The sequence below is a fragment of the Flavobacterium cerinum genome (assembly GCF_004028155.1).
Classification (GTDB): Bacteria; Bacteroidota; Bacteroidia; order Flavobacteriales; family Flavobacteriaceae; genus Flavobacterium; species Flavobacterium cerinum.
Genome location: NZ_SBII01000004.1, coordinates 220,489 through 237,560, shown reverse-complemented (window position 1 = coordinate 237,560; position 17,072 = coordinate 220,489). Strand labels below are relative to the sequence as shown.

The following is a 17,072-nucleotide window of genomic DNA, read 5'->3' as shown; positions in this document are numbered from 1 at the left end:
TTATGAAAACTTTTAAGATTATTTCAGGAGCTATCCTAGCTATTGTAGCTATCAATGTTATGATTACAATGGCAGGGGAAGAACAAGGGGCAGGATTAGCTGGAGCTGTAACTGGATTTATTATAATAGGTAGTATATCAGCGTATTTACTTTATAGTGGACTAAACTCAAAAAATTAATATTATGTTTGGATTATTTAAATCATCAACACCAGAAAGTAGGCTTTCTGCCGATGTTAAAAAAAGCTTACAGCAAGAAATTACCGTTATTCTTAGAGAAACTGGTAATAATGAATTTCTTGCTGGTTTTGCCATTGAGGCAGGAATAAGTAGTGTATATAAAGCTTATATAGATAACGCCGTATTATTATCAAAAGGTCATGGACTAACATTTGAAAAAACAATATCAATAATTAAAAAATCTACAAATGAGATAAGAAATAAATATTTGGTAAACCCTGAGCCAATTAAATAATAAACCCCATTATGAGTATAATATTCAGCATTATTGGATTTACTATCTTAGGCGCATTTATAAGAGCAATATTTAAAGATAAATCAATTAGAGATAAACCAAAAGATACATCAGAATGGGTAGTACAACTGATATTTTGTCTTATTGTAGGGGCGATAGTTTGGGCATTTATTCCTAAAAATTGTGGTGGGCATAAAAATGAAGATTATGATCCTTTTGAACATCGAAAACTTAGTAGAGATTAAACCTTAAAACCAATTATAATTATGGACTTATTGAAAGAATTAGAAATTCACAAAAATGATATTCAATCCCTGATTGATGAAAAATTAATAGATTACCGTTCAACTTTATTCAATGTATCTCCACAAGATCATAAAAATACATCACAAATGAGAGAATACTATAACACACAGTTTGAAAAAATAAGAGAAGGTATTTTTATTGATATTGATCGAAGATCTTTTAAATACGATTATATAGCTAAAACTCCTTTTAGTGATATCAATATTAAAGATTACATCAAGTTCATACTAATGTCAGAGTTTACTCAAAGGTATAATGAATTTTACAAGATAAATGAGGATTATCAGGATGAATTTTTCGATACTCAACAGTCTTAACCATTGATAAGATGGTTTCTAACTCTAAAGCTAAATCTTTAGTTTCAAATAGCTCTGGGTGTTTGATGCTTGCAAATCCAAATAATAGATCGTAGAATTCGCAAGTACTTATATTTATTGTTTTCATTTTTCTATAAATTAATAAAGCCACTTCAATTAAAGTGGCTTTTGTTTTTTAATTAAACTCTACTACTAACAGTTACTATAGTTTTTTCTGTTATTGTGTAGATAGTTTTTCCTGTTTTATTAAATTCTTTTTGCGCCGTTTTCGGCATATTTTTTAAATGTTTTACTTGTCCTATAGCCGACAAATTTTTAATATTTATCATTCCTGATTTTCCGTGTATTGGAATTTCTTTAGGAATTGATTCTTGTCCTAATTTTACTTTTGTATATTTAGTTGCAATAATTTCAATCATAATCTTATTTATTATGCCTTACAATCCTGCATTCTTCTCTTTAAAAAGTATTGAGACTTATATTAATCCTTTTACTATTAATGATATTAAATATCAAGAATACATACACTGTAAAGTTGTTGAGTATTTAGAAGTTGATAGGAGCAACCGCCCCGAAAAAATAAAAGTCCTGCAAATACATAATTTGGAAGACTTTTTAAAAGGTGATGAAACTAATACTTCAGAAAGAATTTTAGAGATATATAAAATACAACCTTTTATCAGTCATAAGAGTTCTGTGTAATTAAAGTATACTTACCAAAATTAAATACTCCTTTTAAATAAAAAAAAGGACCGTCTAGTTTTAGACGGTCCTTTTTTTTATTACAATTATCTTTTATAAAACATAAACAGGTTCATTAACAAATTCTAACCGTACAGAACCATCATCATCAATTTTTGTTAGCTTTATTTCGTGGAGCGTATTTACCAACTCTGGGTTCCAAGGTGTTTTTACTTTCACGTAGTTTTCTGTAAAACCATGAATGTATCCTTCTTTATTTTCACTTTCAAACAAAACCGTTCTTGTAGTTCCCAGCTGGCTTTCATAGAACGCTCGACGTTTTTTAACCGATAACCCTCTTAACATCTTGCTTCGCTTAGCACGTACATTAGCAGGTACTTCCCCAGACATGTTTGCTGCAGGCGTATTATCCCTTTCAGAATAGGTAAACACATGCAGATAAGAGATATCCATCTCGTTAAGGTAGTTATAGGTTTCAAGGAAAAGTTCATCTGTTTCTCCTGGAAAACCAACAATTACATCTACACCTATACAAGCATGAGGCATTACTTCTCTTATCTTATTTACACGCTCAGTATATACCTCACGAAGGTATCTTCTACGCATTAATTTTAGGATATCATTACTTCCAGATTGCAATGGGATATGGAAATGCGGTACAAACGTGCGACTTTTAGAAACAAATTCTATTGTTTCATTTTTAAGAAGGTTCGGCTCTATAGAAGATATTCTTAAACGCTCAATTCCTTCTACTTTGTCCAGCTCCTGAACCAGTTCGTAAAACGTATGCTCGTGTTTTTTATTACCAAATTCGCCCTTACCATAATCACCAATGTTAACCCCGGTAAGTACAATCTCTCTTATATTTTGTGCTGATATTTCTTTAGCATTCTTAAGCACATTCTCTAATGTATCGCTTCGGGAAATTCCCCTTGCCAGCGGAATGGTACAATAGGTACATTTATAGTCACAGCCGTCCTGTACTTTAAGGAAAGCACGGGTACGGTCGCCTATTGAGTAACTCCCTACATAAAAATCGGCTTCCGAAATTTCGCAGGAATGTACCTCTCCCATATCGTTTTTAGAAAGGTCATTGATATAATCAGTAATCTTAAATTTTTCTGTTGCCCCAAGTACAAGATCTACGCCATCAACAGCGGCAAGTTCTTCGGGTTTAAGCTGTGCATAGCAGCCAACGGCAGCTACAAAAGCCTTATCGTTATTCTTAAGTGCTTTTCTTACCACCTGTTTAAACTGCTTATCGGCATTTTCTGTTACCGAGCACGTATTGATAACATATATATCGGCCACGTCTTCAAATTCAACCCGGTCGAAACCTTCATCCTGAAAAGTACGGGCTATGGTAGATGTCTCTGAAAAGTTCAGTTTGCATCCTAATGTATAAAAAGCGACTTTTTTCCTGTTTTCCATTGTATAAGCTACTTGTAAAGTAGTAACTTTAGTTATATTTACCTCTGCAAAAAAGAGTTTGCAAATTTACACACAAAAATCGACTTGATGAAATCAATAATATACTATATATCAATTTGTTGCTTAATATTATTTTTCTCTTCATGCACAAAAACCAGTACCGAAAACCGTGACAACCTTGTTTTTCGTTATAACGAAAATGCTGCGGTTAACTCTTTAGATCCCGCATTTGCAAAAATCCGCCCGTCTATATGGGTTTGCAATCAGTTGTTTAACGGATTGGTACAGCTTGACGACAGCCTAAACATTAAACCGGATATTGCTAAATCATGGACTATTTCGCCAGACGGAAAGACCTATACTTTTGCATTGCGTAATGATGTGTACTTTCATAAAAATATCATTTTTGGAAAAGACAGCACCCGTACCGTTAAGGCATCTGACTTTGAATACAGCCTAAACCGCCTGCTTAATGAGGATATTGCTGCTCCAGGGCGCTGGATCTTACAGAATGTGGAGAAATTCCATGCGGTGAACGATACCGTCTTTGAGCTACAGCTTAATAAAACATTTCCTGCTTTTCTTGGACTGCTCACAATGAAATATGCATCGGTAGTACCTCGTGAAGCATTTGACAGAAAGGATTATGATTTCCGATCTAACCCTGTCGGTACAGGACCATTTCAATTTAAAATATGGGAGGAGAATGTAAAATTGGTATTGCGAAAAAATCCGCTTTACTATGAAAAGGATGAACAAGGCATACAACTACCTTATATGGAAGCGGTCGCAGTTACTTTTTTACCAGATAAACAAAGTGGTTTCCTTCAATTTGTACAGGGCAAACTGGATTTCGTTTCCGGTCTTGACCCTTCTTATAAAGATGAGATCCTTACGCCAAAAGGCGAATTACAACCTAAATACCGTAAAGATGTAAGGATGATTACCGGTCCGTATCTAAATACAGAGTATATGGGCTTCAGGCTTGATGGTGCTGATAAGGCCGTTAAAGACAAGCGTATCCGTCAGGCTTTGAATTATGGCTTTGATCGCGCTAAGATGATCCTGTTCTTACGCAATGGTATGGGGACAGCAGCTACAAGTGGTATGATCCCTACAGGACTGGGAGGTTTTGGTGCTAAAGGCTATATTTTTGACAGCGCCAAAGCAAAGGAACTGGTTGCCGATTATAAAAAACAAACCGGAGACTACAAACCTAAAATACAAATGAGCACCAGCGCATCATACCTTGACATTGCTGAATACCTGCAACGTGAATGGCAAAAAATAGGTCTTGATGTTCAGGTAGATGTTAACCCGCCTTCTACCCTTACCCAATCTATCTCTACAGGAAAGGTTTCTTTCTTTAAAGCCAGCTGGATTGCCGATTATCCTGATGCCGAAAATTACCTGTCGTTATTCTACAGTAAAAACTTTTCTCCGGGTGGTCCTAACTATACCCATTTTAAAAACGATAAATTCGACAAGCTTTATGAGCAGTCCTTTTTTGAAACAGATGATAAAAAAAGACAGGAACTCTACAAACAAATGGATGCTATAGTAATGGAAGAAGCACCTGTAATTCCTTTATTTTACGATAAAGCTTCCCGTTTTACACGCAGTAACATTAGCGGACTGGGCATAAACCCACTGAACTTACTCGTTTTAAAAAGAGTTAAAAAAGAATAAGCATTCCTAAATCTTTCCAGAATCTCATAGTTCCTTGCAGGCTTAATCAGTATATTTGATATACTAAAACGCATCGGCAGCATGAAAATCCTTATCATAGAAGATGAGCAGGGCCTTAGGGAAGTAATACAGGAATCTCTTGAAAAAGAAAAATACATTGTAGAAACCGCACATGATTTCATATCGGGCTTTGAAAAAATAGGCTCATATGATTATGACTGCGTGCTTATTGATATCATGCTTCCCAACGGCAGCGGACTTGATCTTGTACGTGAGCTTAAAGCACTACGAAAAAAAGAAGCCGTCATTATAATCTCTGCCAAAGATGCTGTAGATGATAAAGTAGCCGGGCTTGATCTTGGAGCCGACGATTACCTTGCCAAACCTTTTCACCTTGCCGAACTGCATGCCCGTATAAAATCGGCTATACGCCGTAAAAACCACGATGGTGATACGGCTATTGTTTGGAACAACCTAAAGGTATCTCCCGAACAGCGCACGGTTTTAGTGAATAATGAACCTCTGGTGCTTAATCGCAAGGAATTTGATCTGTTGTACTATTTTATCATCAACCCTAACCGACTGATCAATAAAACTGCCCTTGCTGAATCGGTTTGGGGTGATTATACCGATCAGGCCGACAGTTTGGATTTTGTGTATTCGCAGATCAAAAATCTCCGAAAAAAATTAAAAGAAGCCAATGCCGAAACCGATATACAGGCGGTTTATGGTATGGGCTATAAAATGAGCTAATGAAATTACAGGTTTATACATTACGCTACCTTGTTATTGCCTTGCTGGGAGTAGTCGCAGTATGGGCAGGGCTTTTCTATGCCGTAATACTCGAAGAAGTATATGACAATATTGATGACGGACTTAAAAATTCGAAAATACTTATTATAAGAGAAGCTGAGACCAATAAAAAAATACTGGACACTCCCGAATTTGGTATCAACCAATTTAAAATTGAGCCACTATCCAAAGAAAAAGAATATGACGATTCCAATAAATTCATCAGTACTACTGAGTTCATGGAATATGATGATGATGATGAGCCTGTGCGCCTACTGCAAACCGTTTTCTATGATGTTGATGGCAATCCCCATAAATTAACCATAAGAGCCTCAATGCTTGAGGAAGATGAACTATTGGAAGATTTGCTTACCGCGCTTATAGCATTGTATATTATGCTTGTAATAAGTGTTGCTGTTATCAATCATTTGATCCTTAGAAAAGTATGGAAGTCCTTTTATCAGTTGCTTGAACGATTAAAAAGTTTTAAACTGGGAGCAGATACGTCCTTTAAATCACCTCATTCTCCTATTGAAGAATTCAAGATATTAGGAAAAGAACTGGAAGATATGCTAAAACGTAATGAAGCTATTTATTCGAGCCAAAAACAGTTTATAGAAAATGCATCACACGAACTGCAAACTCCACTTGCTATAAGCCTAAATAAACTGGAACTTTTTGCCGACAACAACACGCTACCAGACGAGCAGATGATGGAACTCGGCAAAATAAGTGATACGTTAAACAGGCTGGTACGCCTTAACAAATCGCTGCTTATGCTCTCTAAAATTGAAAACAGACAATATGCCGAAGAAGAGTTTGTCGACTTTAATGAGCTGCTGCAACAGCTCGTTTTAGATTATGAAGACCTTGCCGAGTATAAAAATATTACAATAAATATAGAATCTAAATCTCCCCTGCTTTTTAAAATGAACAAGGGACTGGCGTTAACCTTAGTAAGCAACCTGCTCAAAAATGCAATACTGCACAATCATAAAGGAGGTGTAGTTAATATTTTTACTGACGACAACACTGTTACTATTAATAATACAGGGATTAATAAAGCTTTGAAAACAAATTCCATATTCAAACGTTTTTACAGGGATTCCAATAGCGAACAGTCTACCGGACTTGGGTTATCTATTGTAAACTCTATTATTACGAATTACCATCTTACTGTAACTTACTCTTTTAACGGCATGCACAGTTTTAAAATAGTTTTCCCTAAAAAACATCCGTAAAAGAAAACAACCACAAGTGGTTTTCTCATTTATCAATACTAATTTATTGTTTATCAATAAATATTTATTACTTTAGTGACATAATTTAAATCTTTATGTTATGTCTAAAAGAACTAATTTCATATTTAAAGTGCTGCATATTGTAGCGTGGATCATCTTTGTTGGCTTATGTATTGAAGCCGGAGGGTTAGTTGTTAATTTTATATTCAGTATCTACAAGCCTGAATTTATTCCGAACCTATATCAAAAATTGGACTTAATAGAAATGTACAAACACAGCCAATGGGCATTTTTTGGGATGTATGCATTTATCATCTCGATTGCTATTTTAAAAGCATATCTGTTTTACATAGTCATTATACTAATACACAAACTTGATTTATCCAACCCTTTTAACAGCTTTGTTTCTAAACAAATAACACGAATTAGTTCTTTCACTTTTTTAATTGGTATAGTAAGTTTCATTGGGCAGGAAACCGCAAAAAACTTACAACATTCCGGTTATAGGACTGATAACCTAAACCCATTTTGGGAAGAGAGCGAGGCATTTATCCTAATGGCAGCAATCATCTATATTATTGCAATTATTTTTAAAAGAGGTATTGAGATCCAAACTGAAAATGATTTAACGATATAACTTATGCCAATAATAGTAAACTTAGATGTAATGATGGCAAAGCGAAAAATGTCATTAAACGAGCTCTCTGAAAAAGTAGGCCTGACACTTTCTAATTTATCTATTTTGAAAACAGGAAAAGCAAAAGCTATTAGATTCAATACATTGGAAGCAATATGTGAAGTATTGAATTGTCAACCCGGAGATATTTTAGAATATGTACATACAAAAAAATGAATAACAAGCACCATTACAAAATGGTTCTAAATAGTAGTTTACAACTTTACACCTTCCTCACTGCAAAGTACTTTTGCGCCTAGTGAACTTTTCCCAAAAAATTATTAAAAAAATAAAATTCCTAATTGTTTCCAGATTCACGTTGTAACTTTACTATAGAATTTAAAACAATACATTATGCAAATTAAAAAGAAATCCGGTTTATTTACTGCAATTTTAGCGGTAGCATTATCTCTAAATTTATCTGCGAATGCTCAGGACAAGGTTGTGCCAGCATCAGAGTTACCTGCTCCTGCACACGCTTTTATTAAGCAGCATTTTAAAGGCCAGACCATAGATGTTGTACGCAAAGACAAAGGTTTGATAAGCACCGATTATGATGTAAGATTATCTAACGGTATCGAAGTGGAATTTGACGACAAAGGCAACTGGGAAGAAGTAGACGGGAACCATATTGCAGTACCTGCAACTATAATTCCAAAAACGATAGCAGCCTATACAGCTTCAAACTACAAAGGGCAGGCTATTGTAAAAATTGACAAAAAACGTTCAGGTGATTATAAGATAGAACTTGCTAATGATATTGAATTAGTATTTGATAAAACAGGTAAATTCTTAAGAATAGACGACTAATTTCATCTATAGTATATAGTAAAACAAATCCCGGAGTAATCTTATTACTCCGGGATTTGTTTTTAGTTTCGGTTATAAACAGTTCCCTTATTTTTTCTCCATTGCCATGGATCGATAGGATCTTCATCCGCCCAAAGTCCTTTCTTTTGTTCTCTGGCTTTATTTTCCAAGGTATAAAGGATTTTATTCTTTGAATACTTATACCTCCATGCCATCCCCGATCGGATAAGCTCTTCGTTTACATTAAGGCTGTCTTTTGTCATTACAATACCTAAAATACGGCCGTATTGATCCCTCCTTTTTTTCGGAATTACAATAACTGTTTTACCATAGCACAGATCGGAAGCAAACTTTTTTGCTGCTTTACCAAAAGGCTGAGAATTTTCAGGACAGTCGATGTCTGCAAGGCGTATTCTTTCAGATTGACCATCATATAGTACTTCGAAAGTATCGCCATCTTTAATGCCCACAACTTTACCTTCAAAAGTAGCAAGAACCTCAGAGTTGTTTCTATTATTCGACCTGCGGGATTTCTTTATCTCCGTTTCCCGTTTTTCATTGTGAGGTTTTACTTCTTTCTCCTCTTTGGTATTACAGGCTATATAAAATGAGAAAGCCAGCAAAATAAGCAGGCTTCCTATGGTATATTTTGGTTTGGTTTTACGTGTTCGTTTTGCCAACTATTCTAATTATTTAGCGATTACTATTCGTCTTTTCTCCATTTTTTACTTTCTTCAAACACATGTTCCATTATGGCAGCATCTTCTTCGGTAAATTCAATATTACGTCTTGACATTACAATTTTTGCCGTTTCGAATGCTTTTTTAGTAACATAGGTTGTAAAGCCCGATGCTCCACCCCATGAAAAGCTTGGCACAAAGTTTCTTGGAAACCCACTGCCAAATATATTAGCGCTAACCCCTACTACTGTCCCTGTATTGAACATAGTATTGATACCGCATTTACTATGGTCTCCCATCATTAATCCGCAAAACTGGAGTCCGGTTTTTACAAATCCTTCTTTCTCATAACTCCAAAGTTTTACTTCTTCATAGTTATTCTTCAGGTTCGAATTATTTGTATCGGCACCAAGATTACACCATTCCCCTAATACTGAATTTCCTAAAAAGCCATCATGTCCTTTGTTAGAATAACCAAACAGTACTGAGTTACTCACTTCTCCACCTATTCTACTGTGAGGCCCCACCGTTGTAGCGCCATATACTTTAGCACCCATTTTCACCTGGCCTTCTTCGCACAATGCAAAAGGCCCTCGTATAACAGAGTTTTCCATTATCTCGGAGTTCTTACCAATATAAATAGGCCCTGTTGAAGCGTTAAGGGTTACAAACTCAAGCTTGGCACCTTCTTCAATAAAAATATTTTCGGCTGCAATTACATTTACACTACTTGGAATTGGCTGTGAAGTACGACCTTCGGTAAGCAATTCAAAATCTTCACGTATTGCTGCGTCATTCTTTTGAAAAATATCCCAGGGATTTTCTATCCTTAGGCAGTCATCACTATATTCAATAATCTCATACGTATCAAAATCCACTTCTTCCTGCGAATCTTTAGAGTAGAATGCAATTACTTCGTCTCCGCAAAAAATCGCCTGATTCTCATCTAACGCCATTACCATTTCAGCCAGCACTTCTGTAGGAAGAAAAGAAGCATTTATCATTACATTCTCTTCCAGTTCTACCATTGGATATTTATCCATAAGGTATTCTTCGGTTAAGGTTGTAGTAGTATAGCCCAGGTGTTTTTCCCATTTTTCACGAATGGTAAGAATACCAACACGAATATCGGCAACAGGCCTTGTATAAGTAAAAGGAAGCAGGGCGTTGCGCACAGTTCCGTCAAATAGGATATAGTTCATTGTTGTGAGTCAAAAGTTATAAAGTCTCAAAGTTACAAAGTTTCGATGCAAAACAAAGAGTTGCACAAAGTTTTTACTACAGCTTTAAATAGCTTAGCAAGGAAGTAACTTAAAAACTATAAGCATAAAAAAAGCCCTCCGTTTCGGGAAGGCTTTGTATACTATAGAACTTAAAACTATTCTTCAGTTTTAGTTTCTGGCTTGCTGAATTTAGCATATTTGTTTTTGAACTTGTCAATACGTCCTGCAGTATCGATAAGTTTAGATTTACCAGTGTAAAAAGGGTGAGAAGTTCTTGAGATCTCCATTTTCACTACAGGATATTCAACTCCTTCGTGGATTATTGTTTCTTTAGTATCTGCAGTAGATTTTGTAATGAATACGTCTTCGTTAGACATGTCCTTAAATGCTACTAATCTGTAATTTTCCGGGTGAATACCTTTTTTCATCTTGTAAATTTTTATTGTTTGGCTGCTGGGCGTTTCGAGGCTTCCTGTTTATTGAAAGGTGTAAACGTTTTACAGCTTTTTGTTTTTTAAACTTTTATTTGAGAGTGCAAAAATACATTTATTTTTCTAATATCAAATAGCAAAATAGTTTTTTTTTCAATGTAACGTCTCTATGTTTTTAGCTACTCATTAATATAGTAATTTAGTATATTTGTAGATTAAACTAACCAATCAAAATTTAAGACATGGAAAACAAAGACGCAATTCAAAAAACATCTCTTGCTAAATCGACATTACCTTACGGTATAATTTTTGGTGCAATACTTATTCTTGAATTTGTAATATCTTATATTTTAGAGCTCAATTCTGCTGAAAATAAAGGTGTTGGTGTTATAATGAGTTTATTAAACTATCTGATTCTTCCCTTCCTTTTTATTTTTCTTGCCTGTAACAATTACAAAAACAAGCTTAATGATGGTTATATAACTTTTGGACAATGCATTAAAGCGGGTATCTCCGTATCTATAGTAGCTGCACTTTTATCTTCTATAGCAACTTCAGTATTTTACATGATAGTACCTTCAGCTAAAGAACAAATACTTGAACAAACTAAAATTTCGTTGGCAAGTAGCCCTGGAATGACGGCAGAAGGAATGAAAGCAGCATTAAAAGCTACAGAAATGTTCATGGAACCTTACCTTCTAATTCCTATATCAATATTAATGTTTATCATAGTAGGCCTTATTATCTCATTAATAGTGGGTGCTATTGTTAAGAAAGACAATCCGGGAGCATTTTAATACATGAATTTATCTATTGTTATACCCCTTCTCAATGAGGAGGAATCTTTAAAAGAATTACACCAGTGGATCGTAAAGGTCATGGCTGAAAATAATTTCAGTTATGAAGTTATCTTTATAGATGACGGAAGTACTGACGGTTCCTGGAATTCAATACAGCAGCTTGCAGCACAGAATACAAATACAAAAGGCATCCGTTTTCAACGAAATTATGGCAAATCGCAGGCATTACATGCCGGTTTTGCAAAAGCTCTGGGTGATGTTATCATTACCATGGACGCTGACTTACAGGACAGCCCGGATGAAATACCCGGCTTATATAACATGATAACGACACAGGGTTTCGATCTTGTGTCGGGTTGGAAAAAGAAACGTTACGACTCTGTACTTTCTAAAAATATGCCATCAAAATTGTTTAACTGGGCTGCCAGAAAAACATCGGGCTTAATTCTAAACGATTTTAACTGCGGCCTTAAAGCCTACAGAAATATTGTTGTAAAAAATATAGAAGTATCGGGAGAAATGCACCGTTACATTCCGGTTTTAGCAAAGAATGCAGGTTTTAGCAGAATTGGCGAAAAGGTAGTACAGCACCAGGCAAGAAAATATGGTTCTACAAAATTTGGTATGGAACGTTTTGTAAACGGCTTTCTTGACCTTATTACTATTTGGTTCCTGTCCCGCTTTGGCAAAAGGCCTATGCACCTTTTTGGTGCTATGGGGGCATTTATGTTCTTTATAGGATTAATGTCGGCATTATATATAGGTTTCCTTAAGCTTTATAAACTATACCATCACGAAAAAACAATACTGGTAACCGATAATCCGTGGTTCTTTATAGCACTTACAACAATGATCATCGGTACTCAGTTATTCCTTGCAGGTTTCCTTGGCGAAATAATCCTTCGCACAAAAAACAATGAGGAACGCTACAAGATCAGCGAGACACTATAACAAATTTTAGATCTTACATTACAAATAAGATCAAACTAATATTTTTTGCATAAAATAAATTTTATGGAAATTGAAAAATCGATACTTGACAAAGTAAACATATGGCTTTCACCTGTTTTTGACAGCGAAACACATAATGCTATAAAAGAAATGATGACCTCTTCTCCTAAAGAACTGGAGGAAAGCTTTTATAAAAATCTTGAATTTGGTACCGGCGGTATGAGAGGTATTATGGGTCCGGGTACAAACCGAATTAATAAATACACACTAGGAAAAGCAACTCAAGGCCTTTCCGATTATTTAAAGATATCTTTCCCCGGAGAAGAAATTAAAGTTGCCATTGCTTATGACTGCCGTCATAATAGCGACACACTGGCTAAAACCGTAGCCGATGTTTTTTCTGCTAACGGAATTAAAGTGTTCTTATTTTCTGAACTACGCCCTACTCCTGAGCTTTCTTTTGCCCTTAAGTACCTTAACTGCCATTCGGGTATTGTACTTACGGCATCACATAACCCTCCGGAATATAACGGCTACAAAGTATACTGGCAGGATGGCGGTCAATTAGTACCTCCACACGATAAAGAAGTTATCAATATTATTGAGGCACTGCCTTATGATAAAATTAAATTTGAGGCTAACGAAAGCCTTATAGAATATGTAGGTGATGAAATGGATAAAGCATTTATTCAATCGTCATTACAAAACGCTACATTTAATACTCCACAAGAAGCTAAAAACGAACTTAAAATCGTTTTCACTCCCCTGCATGGAACATCGGTAAAACTAATTCCGGACTTACTTGAAGACGCTGGTTACAGCAATGTACACATAGTAGCCGAACAGGCGGTACCCAATGGTGATTTTCCAACTGTAAAATCGCCAAACCCGGAAGAACCCGAAGCGCTTTCTATGGCAATTGCCTTAGCCGACCAGGTGAATGCCGATATTGTTGTAGGCACTGATCCTGACAGCGACAGACTGGGTGTTGCCGTGCGTAATGGTAACGGTATCATGACACTGCTTAACGGTAACCAGACCATGGTTTTAATGACTCACTTTTTATTAGAACAATGGAAAAAACAAGGTAAGCTTAAAGGTAATGAATTTGTAGGCTCTACTATAGTATCTACCCCAATGATGATGGAACTGGCTTCTGCTTATAATGTAGAATGCAAAGTAGGTCTTACCGGATTTAAATGGATCGCTAAAATGATCGTAGACTTCCCGGAAAAGCAATTTATAGGCGGTGGTGAAGAAAGTTTTGGTTTTATGGTAGGTGATGCTGTACGCGATAAAGATGCCGTAACTTCTACCCTATTGCTTTGCGAAATGGCTGCACAGGCAAAAGCAAATGCAAGCTCGCTTTACCAGGAGCTATTAAAACTATACGTAGAATTTGGTTTTTACAAAGAATACCTTATTTCATTAACGAAGAAGGGTATGGATGGTGCAGAAGAAATTAAACAGATAATGAACGGACTACGCGAAAATCCTCTTAAAGAAATTAGCGGACTGCGTGTGGTTATGGTAGAAGATTATCTTGCCTCTACTGCCCTTAACTTATTTACAGATGAGAAAGAGGTACTGAATTTACCAAAAAGTGATGTACTTATTTATTACCTTGAAGACGGTACTAAAATATGTGCCCGCCCAAGTGGTACCGAACCTAAAATTAAGTTCTACTTTAGCGCAAATGAGATGCTTAACGATGTAAAGAACTTTAAAGCAGTAGAAACAGCACTGGATGCAAAAATTAAAAATATCATCGAAGCGATGAACCTGATCTAATGAGTTATTATAAAAAAATTTTCCGGTTTGCAAAACCTTACAAAAAACATATATACTTAAATATTTTTTTCAATGTATTATATGCTTTATTCAGCGCTCTTTCTTTTGTAGCTCTGATACCTATGATTACTGTACTGTTTAAGGAAGAAACTAAAAAAATTCCGATCAAGCCGGTTTATGAAGACATATTTTCTTTGGGATCCTATCTTGAAAATTATATGGGTTATTACATTAGAACAGCTTCAGATGAACACGGACAACAGTATACTCTTTCTATAATGATTATATTTATTATATCATTATTTCTGCTTAAGAATTTGTTTAACTATTGGGCAATGTACTTCATTACTTTTTTAAGAAATGGAGTTTTAAGAGACATACGTGACTTAATGTATAAAAAAACTGTTGAACTACCATTATCCTATTTCTCAGAGAAAAGAAAAGGTGATGTTATTTCCCGTATATCTTCTGATGTAGTAGAAATACAACATTCATTCCTTTCCATTATGGAATTAATTGTACGAGAACCGCTTACCATACTTTTTACAATTATAACAATGTTTGTAATAAGCATTAAGCTTACTCTTTTTGTATTTATATTTATTCCTGTATCGGGTTATATTATCTCCATTATTGGAAAATCACTAAAGAAAAAATCTACAAAAGCACAGGAAGAACAAGGTTTTTTTCTTTCTATAATTGACGAAACTCTTAGCGGACTCAAAGTAATTAAAAGTTTCAATGCAGAGAAATACTTTAATGACAAATTTCAGAATTCTACGCAAAAGTTTTATATAATGTCAAATAGTATTCTTAACCGCCAAAACCTAGCTTCGCCAGCGAGCGAATTTTTAGGCATTGTGGTTATTGCAGTACTTCTGTGGTTTGGAGGTCATATGGTATTGATAGAAGGCACACTTACTGGAGCAAAATTTATAGCCTACATGGGACTTGCATATAACATACTTACACCTGCTAAAGCTATATCAAAAGCATCCTATGGAGTGAAAAAAGGTAATGCTGCGGCAGAACGTATTATGGAAATACTGGAACAGGAAAACACCATCACTGATAAGCCAAATGCAATAGAAAAGCATGCTTTTGAAAACAATATAACGATTGAAAAAATCAATTTCCGTTATGATAAAGAAAACGTATTAAAAGATTTTTCACTTACAGTACCTAAAGGGCAGACTGTCGCTCTTGTTGGACAATCCGGCAGTGGAAAAAGTACTATTGCCAACCTGCTTACACGTTTTTATGATGTACAGGAAGGTGCTATAAAGATTGACGGTATTGATGTACGTGATTATAAGTTAGAATCTGTACGTGGTTTAATGGGATTAGTCACTCAGGACAGTATCCTATTTAATGATAGTATTCGCAATAACGTTTCTTTTAGTAAACAAGATGCAACTGAAGAAGAAATAATCGATGCATTGAAAGTAGCCAATGCTTATGAGTTTGTAAAAGACCTACCCGAAGGTATCGAAACAAACATTGGTGATAGTGGCAATAAGCTATCGGGTGGACAGAAACAACGCCTGAGCATTGCACGTGCCGTACTTAAAAACCCTCCAATTATGATATTGGATGAAGCTACATCTGCACTGGATACCGAAAGTGAAAAATTAGTACAACAGGCGCTGGAAAACATGATGCAGAACAGAACATCTGTAGTTATTGCACACCGATTATCTACTGTTCAAAAAGCAGATAAAATTGTTGTTATGCAAAAAGGACAGATCGTAGAGCAGGGAACTCACGATGAACTTTTAGCAAAGAATGGTACTTACAAGAAGCTCGTCATGATGCAGTCTTTTGAGTAAAAAAAAAACAACTAATAATTTTAGTTGTTTTTTTTTTAACATTTGTTAATATAAAGGCAGTTACTATAGGCTTTATGACATTTAGCCAGTCCCTCTTCTCTACCCAGTCCTACAAACAAATTAAAAAAAGCTTCAAGAGCATCGCTTGGCTCAGTATTTAATTTATCACTAAATTGTTTATTCACAGCATCTGTACAAGCTCCTTGTACAGCTTGACATTTTTCTTGACAAGTTTTGTCGCCATATTCAGGTTTTTTTAATATATCATAAAGTTTATTAGGCCCTACCAAAACTAACTCTTTATAAAAAAAATCATTAGTACTCATATTTTTACTATTTAAAGACTTTAGATTATTCCAAGCATTATTTGCTGTTTCAAGTGTCGGATATTCGGTTTTATCAATATTCAAATTAATCCAGTCTACCATTTGCTTATCAGTTCTCAACACATAAAAATCACCATCATAGTTAATTTTACTGACAAAATCTTTTAAAGCATTATCATACATAATGTATTCTGGTGAATTTATCATTGTATCGTAATACAAAGCTAATTTGTCCGTTGTAGTCTTTTGTTGAATACTTTTGGAGTTCGAATCATTTAATTCAATATCTTTTTCATTTGAGCAAGAAAAAATTAAACACATAGACGCTAGTAAAAAAACTTTTTTCATTTATATTCATTATTAAATTAACCTACTTTCAAGTTATAGTCCTGTTTCGGCATGTCAGACTTTATATTATTTAAAACAAAAAACATAACTACTTATTAGATAATCATCAAAAGCAATAACGTTATTTTATAACATAATTAACGAGAATTTTTTTAAAAAAGTATATAAAATTAAATAATATCATAAATTATTATCAAGTAAATTTCTACAATATAAAACCCCATCCAAAGATAACGCATAAAAAAATTACCTTCC

General features: G+C 34.9%; 21 protein-coding genes. 15 read left to right on the top strand and 6 right to left on the bottom strand.

The window, feature by feature from the left end; genetic code table 11:
- Positions 1 to 2 precede the first annotated feature (2 nt).
- The 4 genes from EPI11_RS18945 to EPI11_RS08165 are packed head-to-tail and all read left to right on the top strand — an operon-like array spanning position 3 to position 1,097.
- Positions 3 to 179 carry a hypothetical protein gene (locus EPI11_RS18945; RefSeq protein ID WP_164879130.1) on the top strand — a complete coding sequence of 59 codons (177 nt, stop codon included), beginning with the start codon at positions 3 to 5 and terminating at the stop codon, positions 177 to 179.
- 4 nt (positions 180 to 183) lie between these two features.
- A complete protein-coding gene (locus tag EPI11_RS08175; RefSeq protein ID WP_128389469.1) occupies positions 184 to 474 on the top strand; it encodes a hypothetical protein in 291 nt (96 codons plus the stop codon).
- Between the two features lie 11 nt (positions 475 to 485).
- On the top strand, positions 486 to 719 hold the full coding sequence (locus EPI11_RS08170; RefSeq protein ID WP_128389362.1) for a hypothetical protein: 234 nt from the start codon (positions 486 to 488) through the stop codon (positions 717 to 719).
- Between the two features lie 21 nt (positions 720 to 740).
- On the top strand, positions 741 to 1,097 hold the full coding sequence (locus EPI11_RS08165; protein ID WP_128389468.1) for a hypothetical protein: 357 nt from the start codon (positions 741 to 743) through the stop codon (positions 1,095 to 1,097).
- A 179-nt stretch (positions 1,098 to 1,276) separates the two neighbouring features.
- Here the strand turns inward: EPI11_RS08165 and EPI11_RS08160 are convergent, their stop codons facing one another.
- A complete protein-coding gene (locus tag EPI11_RS08160; RefSeq protein WP_128389467.1) occupies positions 1,277 to 1,516 on the bottom strand; it encodes a hypothetical protein in 240 nt (79 codons plus the stop codon).
- Between the two features lie 13 nt (positions 1,517 to 1,529).
- On the opposite strand from EPI11_RS08160, the gene EPI11_RS08155 reads away from it, so the two are divergent.
- Positions 1,530 to 1,799 (top strand): hypothetical protein, encoded by a 270-nt coding sequence (locus EPI11_RS08155; RefSeq protein ID WP_128389466.1) that lies wholly within the window; start codon positions 1,530 to 1,532, stop codon positions 1,797 to 1,799.
- 93 nt (positions 1,800 to 1,892) lie between these two features.
- Here the strand turns inward: EPI11_RS08155 and mtaB are convergent, their stop codons facing one another.
- Entirely contained in the window at positions 1,893 to 3,230 is a 1,338-nt protein-coding gene (mtaB, locus tag EPI11_RS08150; protein WP_128389465.1) for a tRNA (N(6)-L-threonylcarbamoyladenosine(37)-C(2))-methylthiotransferase MtaB, read from the bottom strand.
- 87 nt (positions 3,231 to 3,317) lie between these two features.
- Here mtaB and EPI11_RS08145 point away from each other — a divergent pair, with 87 nt between their 5' ends.
- The 6 genes from EPI11_RS08145 to EPI11_RS08120 all read left to right on the top strand — a co-directional run bounded on the left by EPI11_RS08145 (position 3,318) and on the right by EPI11_RS08120 (position 8,438).
- Complete coding sequence (locus EPI11_RS08145) at positions 3,318 to 4,919, top strand: ABC transporter substrate-binding protein (protein WP_128389464.1); 1,602 nt, start codon at positions 3,318 to 3,320, stop codon at positions 4,917 to 4,919.
- Positions 4,920 to 5,000: 81 nt separating this feature from the next.
- Entirely contained in the window at positions 5,001 to 5,672 is a 672-nt protein-coding gene (locus EPI11_RS08140) for a response regulator transcription factor (protein ID WP_128389463.1), read from the top strand.
- Positions 5,672 to 6,952 carry a sensor histidine kinase gene (locus EPI11_RS08135; RefSeq protein ID WP_128389462.1) on the top strand — a complete coding sequence of 427 codons (1,281 nt, stop codon included), beginning with the start codon at positions 5,672 to 5,674 and terminating at the stop codon, positions 6,950 to 6,952. Before EPI11_RS08140 ends, EPI11_RS08135 begins: the two co-directional genes overlap by 1 nt.
- Before the next feature lie 100 nt (positions 6,953 to 7,052).
- Positions 7,053 to 7,589 (top strand): DUF2975 domain-containing protein, encoded by a 537-nt coding sequence (locus EPI11_RS08130; protein WP_128389461.1) that lies wholly within the window; start codon positions 7,053 to 7,055, stop codon positions 7,587 to 7,589.
- Positions 7,590 to 7,592: 3 nt separating this feature from the next.
- A complete protein-coding gene (locus EPI11_RS08125; protein ID WP_128389460.1) occupies positions 7,593 to 7,805 on the top strand; it encodes a helix-turn-helix domain-containing protein in 213 nt (70 codons plus the stop codon).
- Between the two features lie 177 nt (positions 7,806 to 7,982).
- Positions 7,983 to 8,438, top strand: a complete 456-nt coding sequence (locus tag EPI11_RS08120; RefSeq protein ID WP_128389459.1) for a PepSY-like domain-containing protein — start codon at positions 7,983 to 7,985, stop codon at positions 8,436 to 8,438.
- A 62-nt stretch (positions 8,439 to 8,500) separates the two neighbouring features.
- Here the strand turns inward: EPI11_RS08120 and EPI11_RS08115 are convergent, their stop codons facing one another.
- From EPI11_RS08115 to EPI11_RS08105, 3 genes are all read right to left on the bottom strand, one after another.
- Complete coding sequence (locus EPI11_RS08115) at positions 8,501 to 9,118, bottom strand: thermonuclease family protein (protein ID WP_128389458.1); 618 nt, start codon at positions 9,116 to 9,118, stop codon at positions 8,501 to 8,503.
- 23 nt (positions 9,119 to 9,141) lie between these two features.
- Complete coding sequence (locus EPI11_RS08110) at positions 9,142 to 10,320, bottom strand: GlmU family protein (RefSeq protein ID WP_128389457.1); 1,179 nt, start codon at positions 10,318 to 10,320, stop codon at positions 9,142 to 9,144.
- Between the two features lie 176 nt (positions 10,321 to 10,496).
- Positions 10,497 to 10,769, bottom strand: coding sequence for a type B 50S ribosomal protein L31 (locus EPI11_RS08105; protein ID WP_128389456.1), 273 nt, complete (start codon positions 10,767 to 10,769; stop codon positions 10,497 to 10,499).
- A gap of 245 nt (positions 10,770 to 11,014) precedes the next feature.
- Here EPI11_RS08105 and EPI11_RS08100 point away from each other — a divergent pair, with 245 nt between their 5' ends.
- From EPI11_RS08100 to EPI11_RS08085, 4 genes are all read left to right on the top strand, one after another.
- Positions 11,015 to 11,569, top strand: coding sequence for a DUF4199 domain-containing protein (locus EPI11_RS08100; protein WP_128389455.1), 555 nt, complete (start codon positions 11,015 to 11,017; stop codon positions 11,567 to 11,569).
- A 3-nt stretch (positions 11,570 to 11,572) separates the two neighbouring features.
- On the top strand, positions 11,573 to 12,523 hold the full coding sequence (locus tag EPI11_RS08095) for a glycosyltransferase family 2 protein (protein ID WP_128389454.1): 951 nt from the start codon (positions 11,573 to 11,575) through the stop codon (positions 12,521 to 12,523).
- Between the two features lie 63 nt (positions 12,524 to 12,586).
- Positions 12,587 to 14,314 carry a phospho-sugar mutase gene (locus EPI11_RS08090; RefSeq protein WP_128389453.1) on the top strand — a complete coding sequence of 576 codons (1,728 nt, stop codon included), beginning with the start codon at positions 12,587 to 12,589 and terminating at the stop codon, positions 14,312 to 14,314.
- Positions 14,314 to 16,143 carry an ABC transporter ATP-binding protein gene (locus tag EPI11_RS08085; RefSeq protein WP_128389452.1) on the top strand — a complete coding sequence of 610 codons (1,830 nt, stop codon included), beginning with the start codon at positions 14,314 to 14,316 and terminating at the stop codon, positions 16,141 to 16,143. The genes EPI11_RS08090 and EPI11_RS08085 overlap by 1 nt, the downstream gene beginning before the upstream one ends.
- A 35-nt stretch (positions 16,144 to 16,178) precedes the next feature.
- Here EPI11_RS08085 and EPI11_RS08080 read toward each other — a convergent pair whose 3' ends face one another.
- Complete coding sequence (locus EPI11_RS08080) at positions 16,179 to 16,817, bottom strand: hypothetical protein (protein ID WP_128389451.1); 639 nt, start codon at positions 16,815 to 16,817, stop codon at positions 16,179 to 16,181.
- Positions 16,818 to 17,072: the final 255 nt, after the last annotated feature.